General features: G+C 70.4%; 11 protein-coding genes. 7 read left to right on the top strand and 4 right to left on the bottom strand.

Features of this window, described 5'->3' with window-relative positions; translation table 11 throughout:
• Positions 1-23: 23 nt before the first annotated feature.
• The gene (locus B0I32_RS08475; protein ID WP_106236531.1) at positions 24-794 is read right to left on the bottom strand and encodes an ABC transporter ATP-binding protein; all 771 of its coding nucleotides are present in this window, start codon (positions 792-794) and stop codon (positions 24-26) included.
• A gap of 36 nt (positions 795-830) precedes the next feature.
• On the opposite strand from B0I32_RS08475, the gene B0I32_RS08470 reads away from it, so the two are divergent.
• The 7 genes from B0I32_RS08470 to B0I32_RS08440 all read left to right on the top strand — a co-directional run bounded on the left by B0I32_RS08470 (position 831) and on the right by B0I32_RS08440 (position 7,428).
• Complete coding sequence (locus B0I32_RS08470; RefSeq protein WP_106236529.1) at positions 831-2,417, top strand: acyl-CoA carboxylase subunit beta; 1,587 nt, start codon at positions 831-833, stop codon at positions 2,415-2,417.
• A complete protein-coding gene (locus tag B0I32_RS08465) occupies positions 2,414-2,614 on the top strand; it encodes an acyl-CoA carboxylase subunit epsilon (RefSeq protein ID WP_106236528.1) in 201 nt (66 codons plus the stop codon). Before B0I32_RS08470 ends, B0I32_RS08465 begins: the two co-directional genes overlap by 4 nt.
• Before the next feature lie 107 nt (positions 2,615-2,721).
• Positions 2,722-3,663, top strand: coding sequence for an NYN domain-containing protein (locus B0I32_RS08460; protein WP_106236526.1), 942 nt, complete (start codon positions 2,722-2,724; stop codon positions 3,661-3,663).
• 180 nt (positions 3,664-3,843) lie between these two features.
• A complete protein-coding gene (locus B0I32_RS08455) occupies positions 3,844-5,364 on the top strand; it encodes an AlkA N-terminal domain-containing protein (RefSeq protein WP_106236524.1) in 1,521 nt (506 codons plus the stop codon).
• A complete protein-coding gene (locus B0I32_RS08450) occupies positions 5,361-5,873 on the top strand; it encodes a methylated-DNA--[protein]-cysteine S-methyltransferase (protein ID WP_106236522.1) in 513 nt (170 codons plus the stop codon). Before B0I32_RS08455 ends, B0I32_RS08450 begins: the two co-directional genes overlap by 4 nt.
• Before the next feature lie 31 nt (positions 5,874-5,904).
• Positions 5,905-6,786, top strand: a complete 882-nt coding sequence (locus B0I32_RS08445) for a hypothetical protein (RefSeq protein ID WP_146178087.1) — start codon at positions 5,905-5,907, stop codon at positions 6,784-6,786.
• A gap of 210 nt (positions 6,787-6,996) precedes the next feature.
• Positions 6,997-7,428, top strand: coding sequence for a MarR family winged helix-turn-helix transcriptional regulator (locus B0I32_RS08440; protein WP_106236519.1), 432 nt, complete (start codon positions 6,997-6,999; stop codon positions 7,426-7,428).
• Here B0I32_RS08440 and B0I32_RS08435 read toward each other — a convergent pair.
• From B0I32_RS08435 to B0I32_RS08425, 3 genes are read right to left on the bottom strand one after another with little or no spacing between them, the layout of a single operon-like run.
• Positions 7,425-8,363, bottom strand: coding sequence for a hypothetical protein (locus B0I32_RS08435; RefSeq protein ID WP_245955680.1), 939 nt, complete (start codon positions 8,361-8,363; stop codon positions 7,425-7,427). The two genes, B0I32_RS08440 and B0I32_RS08435, sit on opposite strands and share 4 nt — an antisense overlap.
• On the bottom strand, positions 8,360-9,007 hold the full coding sequence (locus tag B0I32_RS08430; RefSeq protein ID WP_106236516.1) for a hypothetical protein: 648 nt from the start codon (positions 9,005-9,007) through the stop codon (positions 8,360-8,362). Before B0I32_RS08430 ends, B0I32_RS08435 begins: the two co-directional genes overlap by 4 nt.
• Entirely contained in the window at positions 9,004-11,748 is a 2,745-nt protein-coding gene (locus B0I32_RS08425; protein WP_245955679.1) for an AfsR/SARP family transcriptional regulator, read from the bottom strand. Before B0I32_RS08425 ends, B0I32_RS08430 begins: the two co-directional genes overlap by 4 nt.

Below are 11,748 nucleotides of genomic sequence, written 5' to 3'. Positions count from 1 at the left end.
GACCGCCTCCCTTCGCCGGCCGCTCATGCCCGCGGCTTGGCGCCGAGCCAGGTCAGGCCCGTCTCGCCGTCCTGGGGCGAGCCGCCGACCAGCTCAAGGAACGCCTGGTTGAGGCTGCGCCCGCCGCGTACGTCCGCTAACGGGCCCTGCGCCACGATCTGTCCGGCGCTCATCACCGACACCCAGTCGCACAGCCGCTCGACCAGGTCCATGACGTGGCTGGAGAAGATGACGGTGGAGCCGGAGGCGGTGAAGCGCCGCAGCACCTCCGTCAGCGTGTTGGCGCTGACGGGGTCGACGCCCTCGAACGGCTCGTCGAGGAAGAGCACGGACGGGTTGTGCAGCAGCGCGGCGGCCAGGCCGATCTTCTTGCGCATGCCGGTGGAGTAGTCGATGACGAGCTTGTCGGCGGCGGCGGTCAGGTCCATCACGGCCAGCAGTTCGCCCGCGCGCTGCTCGACCTCGGCCTTGGGGATGCCGCGCAGCCTGCCGTTGTAGAGCAGTAACTCGCGGCCCGACAGCCGCTCGAACAGCCGCAGCCCCTCGGGCAGTACGCCGATGCGCGCCTTGACCTCGACCTGGTCGCGCCACACGTGCAGGCCGTCGACCTCGGCCGTGCCTCCGTCGGGCCGGAGCAGGCCGGTGATCATGCTGAGCGTGGTCGTCTTCCCCGCGCCGTTGGGGCCGACCAGACCGGCGAAACTTCCCGCGGGGACGACGAGGTCCACCTCCGCGACGGCGATCTGCTGCCCGTATCGCTTGAACAGCCCATGGGTGCGAACGGCATCCGTCATGGATCCACTCTAGGAGGAGGGACTAGCCTTGCGCGCATGAGCGCTGCCGAGGCGATGCCAGAAGAACCGGATATCCACACCACCGCGGGGAAGATCGCCGACCTCGAACGGAGAGTCGACGAGGCCGTGCACGCGGGCTCGGCGGCCGCGGTGGACAAGCAGCACGCCCGGGGCAAGATGACGGCCAGGGAACGGGTGCTGGCGCTGCTGGACGAAGGCTCGTTCGTGGAGTTCGACGCGTTCGCCAGGCACCGATCGACGATGTTCGGGCTCGAACGGCGGCGGCCGTACGGCGACGGCGTCATCACCGGGCACGGCACGATCGACGGCCGGCAGGTGTGCGTCTTCTCCCAGGACGTCACGGTGTTCGGCGGCTCGCTCGGCGAGGTGTACGGCGAGAAGATCGTCAAAGTGCTCGACCTGGCGATCAAGACCGGCTGCCCGATCATCGGCATCAACGAGGGCGGCGGCGCCCGCATCCAGGAGGGCGTGGTCGCGCTCGGCCTGTACGCGGAGATCTTCAAGCGCAACGTGCACGCCTCGGGCGTCATCCCGCAGATCTCGCTCATCATGGGCGCCGCGGCCGGCGGCCACGTCTACTCCCCCGCACTGACCGACTTCGTGGTGATGGTGGACCAGACGTCCCACATGTTCATCACGGGGCCCGACGTGATCAAGACGGTGACCGGGGAGGAGGTCACGTTCGAGGAGCTCGGCGGCGCGCACGCGCACAACACCAAGTCGGGCGTGGCCCACTACCAGGCTTCCGACGAGTCGGACGCGCTGGAGTACGTCAAGGCGCTGCTGTCGTACCTGCCGTCGAACAACCTGGACGAGGCGCCGGTCTTCGAGGCCGCCGCCGACCTGGAGCCGGATCCCGAGCTCGACGAGGTGATCCCCGACTCGGCCAACCAGCCGTACGACATGCACCAGGTGATCGAGCACGTGCTGGACGACGGGGAGTTCCTGGAGGTCCACGCCCTGTTCGCGCCGAACATCGTGGTCGGGTACGGCCGGGTGGACGGCCAGCCGGTGGGGGTCGTGGCCAACCAGCCCATGCATTTCGCCGGATGTCTGGATATCAACGCATCCGAGAAGGCTGCCAGATTTATTCGAACATGTGATGCGTTTAATATTCCGATCCTGACTTTTGTCGATGTTCCGGGTTTCCTGCCGGGCACCGATCAGGAATGGAACGGAATCATCCGCCGCGGGGCCAAGATCCTTTACGCGTACGCCGAGGCCACCGTCCCGTTGATCACCGTGATCACCCGTAAGGCGTACGGGGGCGCGTACGACGTCATGGGCTCCAAGCACCTCGGCGCGGACGTCAACCTGGCCTGGCCCACCGCGCAGATCGCGGTCATGGGCGCGCAGGGCGCGGTCAACATCCTCTACCGGCGCGAACTGGCCGCCTCCGAGGAACCCGACGCGGAGCGGGCCAGGCTCGTCACCGAGTACGAGGACACGCTGGCGAATCCGTACATCGCGGCGGAGCGCGGCTACGTGGACGCGGTGATCCGGCCGTCCGAGACCCGGCCCCAGGTGGTCAGGGCGCTGCGCGCGCTGCGGAACAAGCGGGCCACGCTGCCCCCCAAGAAGCATGGGAACATCCCGCTGTGACGGCACATCTGCGTATTGTCCGCGGCGACGCCACGCCCGAGGAGATCGCCGCGCTGACCGCCGTGCTGGCGACGAGACCCGCCGCGCCCGAACCCCCTCCCGCCCCCCGAAGACATACGTGGCGAAACCCGGCTAGAGGTATGCGTAAGCCTGTCGTGCCAGGGAAGTCGGCATGGCGGATGAGCGCTCTACCCTAGATAGATCCTGCGAATCGGGTGTCAAGTTCCCCGGGAGTTGGGACTATCTAGAGAAAGTAGGCGTATATAGTCAGCCGATCAACTAACACCGCGGCCTGGAGGACGACATGGCCATCCCAGACCTCATGCCGCATCCTGTGGCAGCCAAGTACGCCGTCCTAGTGGATGTCGGTTATCTCTACGCGGCGGCGGGTGAAGTGCTGCTCGGTGCGAAGGAACGCAAGGAATATCGGGTGGCCGCCGATGAGCTCATCCAGAGTCTACAGAAACATGCAGAGGAACGTATATCTGGCGAACTTCTGCGGATCTATTGGTATGACGCCGCCCGTGACCGTGTGCCGACCGTCGACCAGCGGGTGATCGCCCAGCTTCCCTGGGTCAAGGTGCGCCTCGGCAACCTGAACGCCCGCGGCCAGCAGAAAGGCGTGGACGCGCAGATCCGGAGCGACCTGGAGGCGCTGGCCAGGCACCACGCGGTGACCGACACGATCCTGCTGGCGGGTGATGAGGACATGGTCCCGGCGGTCGAGGCGGCGCAGGCGTACGGTGTGCGCATCCACCTTTGGGGCGTCGAACCTCCTTACGGCACGAACCAGGCGGAACGCCTCGTGTGGGAGTCCGACACCGTCGAAGTGATCACCGCTGATTTCCTAAGGCCCTTTTTCAGCCGTGCTCCGCAACCCGTCCCCGTCACTCCACCCGCCGCCGCCCCGTCGCCCGCGCAGGTCTTCGCCGGCCGCACGCCCGTCAAACCGCACGCCAAGCCCGGCCAGGTCGCCAAGCTCGGGCCCAGCCGTCCCCGTGTCGAAGACGTGGGCGAGCACGTGGCGCAGAAGTGGATCCTCACCCGCGGCCGCGACAACATCCGCGACCTGCTGCCCGGCCCGATCCTGCCGACCGTCATCGACACCGAGCTGCTGATCGAGGCCGAGAAGGAGCTGGGGCATTCGCTGCGGCCCTATCCTGAGGCTCGGGTGTGGCTGCGGGACGGGTTCTGGGCGCGGGTCTACCGGGAGTTCGACCTGGGGGTCGGGGTCTCGTCGAAGTGATCCGCGGCGTACGACCCGGGTCCTGACCCGCGACGCACGGACCACAGTCGTGACCCGCGACGCACGGCCAGGGCCCGACCGGCCCTGAGCCGGCTGTCGTTCAGGGGGCCTGGAAGCCCTGGGCGGTGACGTCCGATTTCCGCCAGTCGGTCCCTCCGGGAAGCGCATACTGTCGGAGACATGCCGCCCACAGAGCTCGACTTCGACTCCTGTTACCGGGCCGTCTCCGCCAGGGACTCCCGGTTCGACGGTCGTTTCTACACCGCGGTGACGACGACCCGCATCTACTGCCGCCCGATCTGCCCCGCCCGTACGCCGGCCTCCCGTAACGTGCGCTTCTACCGGCACGCGGCCTCCGCCGAGGCGGCCGGGTTCCGCCCGTGCAAGCGCTGCCGCCCCGAGCTGTCGCCCGGCGACCCCGGCTGGGACCTGCGCGGCGACCTCATCGGGCGGGCGCTGCGCCTCATCGACGACGGCGACGCCGACGAGCAGGGCATCGCCGGGCTGGCCAGGCGGCTGCACATCACCGAACGCCACCTGCACCGGCTGTTCGTGGCCGAGCTGGGCGTCGGGCCGCTGGCGGTGGCGCGCACGAAGCGGCTGCTGCTGGCCAAGCAGCTCCTGACCGAGACGGCGCTGCCGGTGACGGAGGTGGCGTTCGCGGCGGGATTCGGCAGCGTACGGCAGTTCAACGCGACGATGCGGGAGACGTACGGCTTCACGCCCAGCGAACTGCGCGCCACGGCCGGCCCCCGCTCGACCAGAAGCATCCCCGCACCACGCGTCAACGCCGCGGCGGGTGAGCGCCTTCCCTCGCCCACCCGCACCTCCGAGGGCCTGCCCGGAGCCGCCACCAGGCAGCTCGACACCCCGGATCAAGCCCTGCCGGCGGGGTCGCCCGTCACCCTCCGGCTGCGGCTGAACCGGCGGGAACCGTACGACGTGGACGGGGTGTTCGGATTCCTCGCCTCCCGGGCGATTCCCGGACTGGAGGTGGCGGAGCCGACGTCGTACACCAGAGCCGTACCAGGCGGGACGATCACCCTCAGCCCCCGACCGGACCACATCGCCCTGGACGTGGCCGTCGAGGACACCAGGCAGCTCGCCCGCGTCGTGGCCCGCTGCCGCCGGCTGCTCGACCTGGACGCCGACCCCGAGGCGATCTCGGAGGTGCTCGGCCAGACCTCGCTCGCCCCGCTGGTCGCGGCGCGGCCGGGGCTGCGGGTGCCGGGGGCGTTCGACGGGTTCGAGCTGGCCGTGCGCGCTGTCGTCGGCCAGCAGATCTCGGTGGCCGGAGCCCGTACGCTGCTCGGCCGCATCGTCGCCCGCGCCGCCGCGCCCGGCGGGCTCTTCCCCGCCCCCGCCCACCTCGCGGAGACCGACCTGTCCGGGCTCGGCCTGACCAACCGCAGGATCGCCACGCTCAAGGAGCTGGCCACCCACCTGACCGAGGGCCGGATCGACCTCGACGGCGGCCAGGACCCGGCGGAGACGGTGGCCGGGCTGCTGGAGGTCCACGGCATCGGCCCGTGGACGGCCGGCTACATCGCGCTCCGCGCGCTGCGCGACCCCGACGCGTGGCCCACGGGCGACCTGGTGCTGATCAAGCGCATGGCCGCCCTGGGCATCCCGCACGACCACATCGAACGGTGGCGCCCGTGGCGGGCGTACGCCGCCCTGCACCTCTGGAGCTCCTCATGATCGACGCCCAGCTCGTACCGACGCCGGTGGGGCCGCTGGTGCTGCTGTCCCGCGAGGGTGTGCTGGTCGCGGCGGGTTTCACCGCCGACCCCTCGCAGCTGTTCATCCGCCTCACCCCGGACCTCCGGGCGGAGGGGCTGGAGGTCGTGGACGACCTCGGGCCCGCCTCGGAGGCCGTCCGCGCGTACCTGGCCGGAGACCTGACCGCCCTGGACGCCGTCCCGCTCTCCCAGCCCGGCACCCCGACCCGCCGGCGGCTCCACGCGGCGTTGCGCGAGGTCAAGCCGGGCACGACGGTCTCGTACGGCGAGCTGGCCGTCCTGGCGGGCCTGCCGAGGACGGCCGCCAGAGCGGCGGGCTCAGCCTGCTCCCAGAACCTGATCGCCCCGTTCGTCCCCTGTCACCGGGTCCTGCCGAGCAGCGGGGGTTACGGCGGCTATTACTACGGCGTACCGGTAAAAGAGTGGCTCCTTGCCCACGAATCCGGAGCAATCGCCAACCCAAAGTAATCGCACGACAGCGTTCGGTAATGTGTTCGGCATGTCACCAAAGCTCGAACACGAGTACCTCATCGAACTCGTTCGCCACCAGCCGTCCTTCATCACAACCTTACTGACCGAACTCAATGTCAGCGTTCCGCCCTTCGACGAGGCACTGCTGGGCAACACCGACTTCACCCAATGCGTGCCCACCGAATACCAAAGCGACTCGGTCGTCACCCTGAGGAAGAGCGGAAAGGCGGTGCGGGCGGTCGTCCTCGAGGTCCAGCGAAAGCCCGACCCGGACAAGAGCTGGTCCTGGCCGGTCTACCTGGCGACGCTTCGAGCACGGGAGAAGTGCCCGGTGCTGCTTCTGGTGTTCAGCCCGAGTGCGAACACCGCGCGCACGTGCGCGAAGCCGATCGACCTGGGACATCCGGGCTGGGTACTCACGCCGCTCGTCATCGGGCCCGGCGATGTGCCCGCCGTCACCGACATCACGCAAGCCATCGCCGAACCTGAACTCACGGCCTTGTCGGCCATCGTGCACGGCAGCGACGACTCTCCGGAGCAGGTCAAGGTCCTCCGGACATTCGTCGAGGCCATCGTTCAGCAGCCGAACGGGCGGCCAAGCTATTCTGAGCTTGTACTCCTGCTGCTCCCCAGGTCAGTTGCCATAAACCTATGCAAGGAGCTGAAAATGGCCGTAACCGCCGACGACCTCATGCACCTCCCGTTCGTCCGCGAGTGGGTGGAGCGCGGCCAGGCGCAGGGAGAAGCGGAGGGAGAGGCGAAGTCGATCCTCAAGGTCCTGAACCAGCGCGGCATCCCCGTCACCGACGAAGCCCGCGAACGCATCCTCGCCTGCACCGACACGACCACTTTGGACACCTGGCTCGCCAGGGCACTCACCGCCACCAGCATCGACGAAGTGCTCGGCTGACCTCTCCGCCAAAGACGGCCGGGGCGACGTTCTGTCGTGCCGGCCTTGTCATGGGTGCACGAGAGTCCTGCCCATGCCGAGGTCGATGGGCGCGGGGGCGGGCCGGGTGGGAGGCATAGACTGGTCGGCAGACGACGTTAGTGGGCGTGGGCATTATTTGCGGACGCTCACTAGGCGAGGGCGGGACCACGAGGGGACGGAGTCTGCGACATGGCCATTGCCGATGATGCCGTCGAAGCGCGCGCCCAGGGCTGGCGCACTCTCGCGGCGCTGCACGGGAAGATCGAGGAGCGGCTGGAGAAGGCGCTGCAGCGGGAGCACGAGCTGAGCGTGAGCGAGTACACCGTGCTCGACGTGCTGGCCCGGCAGGACGGGTGGCACATGCGCATGCAGCAGCTCGCCCGGGCCGTGGTGCTGAGCCAGAGCGCCACCACGCGGCTGGTGACGCGGCTGGAGAACCGGGGGCTGCTGCGCCGTTACCTGTGCCGGGACGATCGGCGGGGGATCTACTCGGAGGTCACGCCGGCCGGGCGGGAGCTGCTGGCGCTGGCCGGGCCGACGCACGACGCCGTGCTGAAAGAGGTGCTGGCCGAGGCGGCGGAGCAGCCGGAGCTGGCCCCGCTCGCCTCCGTCCTCACCTAGCCTGCCGGGGGTGTGACGTTGCTCTGGATTTCGCCTACCGGGACGTCCCGGGTCGTGTCCAGTTGCACCGGGGCGAACTGGAACGGGACCACGTTGCCCTCGACCGTCACCGGCCACACCGTCGTGACGGTCAGCGTGTACTGCTCGCGCGGCTGGTCGATGGAGGAGCGCAGGTAACGCACCCCGCACGCGAACGTGCCGCCCTTGACGTACGGCTTGCCCGCCGCCCCGCAGCCCTCCTCGTGCACCTCGGCCCGGTCCTTCGTGGTGCCGGGGTCAATCTTGACGTCCTCCAGCGTGGCCGTCACTGTCACGCTCATGATGCCGGGGATGGCCGCGGTCACCGACCGGCGGGTCTCGCCGATCCCGTCGAGCCATACCCAGGTCGGCAGGTTCACGTAGCTCTTGGCGTCGGGGTTGAGCTTGACGGTGGGCTCGGGGACGGTCAGCGCGGCCCTGGCGATCTCGGCCAGTTCCTGGAGGGTGATGCCGGACGGCGGCGTGGTGCCGGGCGGCACGAAGACGAAGGGGTCGAGGGCGGAGAAACAGGCCTGACCCTTGGGGTCGGAGGCGTCGTACGCCGGCCCCCACCAGCGCCCCTCCTTGCCGATCTTGTCCTGGAACTGCTTGAGGAACGCCTGGAACTTCTCCTCGGTCGGGTTCTTGGTGAACCGGAACCAGTACGCCCGCAGGCTCTCCTGCGTCTTGAGCATGTCGCTCGCGTCCGCGCCGGGCTCGTACCAGCAGGGGCGCTTGAGCACGTAACCGTCGCTTTTGCCGCCCCGCGCCCCGTTGCCGGAGACGATGACCTTGGAGTGGACGAGCACGATCCCCTTCGTCTTGTCCTTGTCGATGAAGGTCTCACCGCTCGGCTGTTCCGGGGGCGCGCTGAGCATCATCGTGCCCGCGGCGACCATCGCGATCAGGACCTTCATACGGGGCACCCCTTATAGCTGTAGCGAAATGTCCTGATCCGCCAGACACCGTCGTCGCCGCGGTGGACGAGGATGGCATGGAGGTGGGGCCGGCGGATCCAGTCGGGCTGGGGCACGACCGCCTTGCCGGTACGCGTGTGGATCACGCGCGCGCCCCGATCGTCCACACAGGCGTTGACCTGTGCGCCCTTGTCCAGCTTCACGGCGACACGCAGGTTGTAGAGGCGGGATGTGCCTTTCATGCTCTTGTCCTGTTCGGTGTACTGAGTCACCCAGTCGTACGCCTCGCGGGCCCCGGTGAGTTCGAGATCCAGATCCTGTAGGTATCGATCGCTTCCGGAGACGATCGCCTTCCTGGTGGCGAGGTGGTAGTCGGCCATGAGCTGGATCAGCGGATCGCGCTTGGCGGGCCAGTCGATGGTGACCTTGAGCTTGCCGCCGCCGATCGAGACCGTGCCCGCTCCCGGGGTCCCGCTCGCCGCGGGTTCCTGCGTGCCTTCAGGCGCGCCGGTGGCGGACGCGGACGCGGGCGCGGTTGGGGGCACGGCGCCCTCCCCCGGCTGGTACGGCCGCTCGGCCGGCCCGCAGCCGGCCACCAGCAGCAGGGTCAGTGCCAGGACCGGCACGATCGCCGTACGTCTCATGCCGACGACTCCCTCACCACATGGATGCGCCACGAAGGCAGCAGTTCCTCGATCAACGCCTCGGTCTCGGGGGCCATCCCGCCCCCGTAGGGATGCGAGGCCGCCCGCCTGGTCAGCCCCTCGACGACGGCCCGCAGCCGGACGACGTCCTCGGTGGCGTGGGTGGCCCGCAGCAGGTCGCGCCAGAGGCCCTCGTCGTCGGCCGCCAGCAGCAGCGCCGCGCGCACGGCCGCGACCGCGGCGTCCGGCTGGCCGCCCGCGATCCGGATCTCGCAGAGCTGGTGCGCGGCGTCGGCCACGGCGGCGCTCACGTCGTACTCCAGGTCGTCGGCCGCCAGCCAGGTGTATCCGCCGGACCTGCGACCGGCCAGCAGCGGGCCGCGGACGAGGCCGAGCGCCTTCTCCAGCAGCACGGCCCTGGCCGTGGGGTCGCCGTGGGAGCGGCGGACGAGCTCGCGGAACAACATCCAGTCCGTCCGTACGTCGGGCCCCAGCCGCAGCCGGCCCGCCTCGTCGGTGAGCAGGTGTTCCGGGCCCAGCCACTGGGCGACCCTGGCGATGGTGGCGTCCCTGACCATGTCCTGGACGCCGCGCGGCCACAGCACGCCGCCGAGCACCACGGGATGCACGCCGCCGACGTGGGTCGCCAGGTACACCAGCAGCTCGGTCGCCAGCGCCATCCGGCCCTCCTCCAGCGGCGGCAGGCCGGTGATCTCGACGGGGCCGAGGATCCTGATCTCGACGGCGGGCGGGTGCAGCCCTTCCAGCGGCTCCGGCTCGGGCATGACCTCGCCGTCGAGGCGGTCGGCCGTGCGGAACAGGTCGATCAGCGCGCGGTAGTGGCGGCGGGGCAGGAGCTGGGCCTCCACCTCGAAGCCCAGCTCGGCCAGCCTGGCCTTGCCGTCCTCGTCGATCTCCAGGGTCCAGGTGGCGTGCGGGACCTCGCCCGCCAGCACGTAGCCGGCGGTGTCCCTGCGGGCCAGCAGCGCCAGGCGGCGGGCCTCCTCATGGGTGGGGGCGACCGCGGACAGCAGGTAGTGGGCGCCACGCGGGCTGCCGGTGATGCGGCCGGTCAGCACCTCCATCCGCGGGGCGGCGCTCGCCTCCAGCTCGGGCAGCACCTCGGCCAGGCTGCCGACGGCCCTGATCCGGCCGGGCGCGATGGCGGTCAGCTCTTCGCCGAAGCCGACGAGCGTGATGCGCATGCGGTCGGACCAGCGGTTGGTGGCCAGCTCGACGGCGAGTGCGGCCAGCGCCGCGGTGGTGTGCGCGCCGCGCACGTTGATCAGGCCCTGCGCGGCCTCCAGGTCGATCAGCACCCGGCCGCCGTCGTCGGTGCCGATGGAGACCAGCCCGGGGTACGGCGCGCCGCCCTGTCCCGGCCTGCCCTCCGGCAGCAGGCGGCCCTCGTGCGCGGGCAGCCGCCAGACCTGGCCGCCGTCGGCCGCCGTCCACGGAGCCGGCGGGTCGTCGTCGGCCGGATGGATCCACAGGTCGAGCGTGCGGGCCGACAGGTGGGCCCCGTACACGGTGGGCGGGGTGCGGCGCTGGGCGGCCAGCTCGGCGCCGAGCACGCGCAGCCCGACGTCGAGGACGCGGGCACCCGGCGCGTCACCGCCGAGCCGCAGCGCGACCTCGGCCTGCGCGGCGTCGTCGCGCGGGCGGACGATCCTGCGGCCGAACACGCGCCGCCAGAGCTGCTCGCGCCGCCGCCTGGCCAGCACGAGCAGCAGCCCGGCGGCGGCCAGCGAGGCGGCGGCCAGGTAGTCGGTCAGGTCGCCGTTCTGGCTCTCCCTCATGACGGTCTGCGGGCCGTGATCGTCCTGGCGCTCGGTCTGCGTGCTCCCCTGGCGGCCGGTCTCCTTGCGGTCCTCCCGCTGGTCCTGCTGGCGGTGCCTGCCCTCGGCCCGGTCCTGGGTCCCGCGCTCGGTCGTGTCGGGCCTGGACTCGGCCTGCGCCTTACCGGGGTGCTCGCGCAGGGTCTGGTCGCGCGGCTGTCCGGAGGGGACGATGTGCACGTTTCTCGCGTCGTCCGGCATGTCGAGCACCCAGCCGGGCCTGATCAGGTCCGCCATGCGCAGGCGGCTCCCGTCCGGCTGCTCCTTCGCCTGATTGAGCCGGTAGATCTCGGGATAGCGGCGGCCGTCTCCCAGGCACTTCTCCGCGATCTCCCACAGGCTCTCGTGGTGCCGGCCGTGCGGCGGCTGCACCACGTACACCTTCTTGGTCTTGTGCGTCTCCAGCGTCTGCTCGACCAGCGGCGCCGAGTACGCGACCGCCGTCACCGGCGGAGCCGCGGGCGTGGGCGCCAGCTTGGCCAGCGGCACCACCATCGCCCCCGCCGTGAACAGCAGCAGCACGGCCGACACGAGCTTGTTGGCGAGGAACTGCGTGCCGCCCGACAGCGGCACGCGGGCGGGCATGCCGACCCGGCGGACGCCCGCGTACACCTCGACCAGCACGCACACGAACAGCTGGAACCAGGCCAGCCACACCAGCAGCACCAGGACGGCGATGATCGTGCTCGGGCCGACGTTGCTGCTCAGCACGTCGATGTCGAGCAGTTCGGGCGCGATCGGCGGCCCGACGAAGGTCAGCAGCGCGTACGGGACGCCGCCCACGAGCGCCACCAGCACGACCAGCGCCCCGAGGCCGGCGAGCACGTCACCGGCACGGCGCCGGACCGGGACGCGCACGGGGACGTGACGTCCGTGGGAACGCGCGGGCTCTCGCGTCGGCAT

This window comes from Nonomuraea fuscirosea (genome assembly GCF_003001935.1).
Classification (GTDB): domain Bacteria; phylum Actinomycetota; class Actinomycetes; order Streptosporangiales; family Streptosporangiaceae; genus Nonomuraea; species Nonomuraea fuscirosea.
This window is presented reverse-complemented; position numbering and strand designations above follow the sequence as displayed.

Bases quoted from the DNA above. Each gene is read 5' to 3' on its own strand.
- B0I32_RS08475 (WP_106236531.1), bottom strand. From the start codon at position 794: ATGACGGATGCCGTTCGCACCCATGGGCTGTTCAAGCGATACGGGCAG.
- B0I32_RS08430 (WP_106236516.1), bottom strand. From the start codon at position 9,007: ATGAGACGTACGGCGATCGTGCCGGTCCTGGCACTGACCCTGCTGCTG.
- B0I32_RS08455 (WP_106236524.1), top strand. From the start codon at position 3,844: ATGCCGCCCACAGAGCTCGACTTCGACTCCTGTTACCGGGCCGTCTCC.
- B0I32_RS08440 (WP_106236519.1), top strand. From the start codon at position 6,997: ATGGCCATTGCCGATGATGCCGTCGAAGCGCGCGCCCAGGGCTGGCGC.
- B0I32_RS08470 (WP_106236529.1), top strand. From the start codon at position 831: ATGAGCGCTGCCGAGGCGATGCCAGAAGAACCGGATATCCACACCACC.
- B0I32_RS08425 (WP_245955679.1), bottom strand. From the start codon at position 11,748: ATGCCGACGCGAGAGCCCGCGCGTTCCCACGGACGTCACGTCCCCGTG.
- B0I32_RS08450 (WP_106236522.1), top strand. From the start codon at position 5,361: ATGATCGACGCCCAGCTCGTACCGACGCCGGTGGGGCCGCTGGTGCTG.
- B0I32_RS08460 (WP_106236526.1), top strand. From the start codon at position 2,722: ATGGCCATCCCAGACCTCATGCCGCATCCTGTGGCAGCCAAGTACGCC.
- B0I32_RS08435 (WP_245955680.1), bottom strand. From the start codon at position 8,363: ATGAAGGTCCTGATCGCGATGGTCGCCGCGGGCACGATGATGCTCAGC.
- B0I32_RS08445 (WP_146178087.1), top strand. From the start codon at position 5,905: ATGTCACCAAAGCTCGAACACGAGTACCTCATCGAACTCGTTCGCCAC.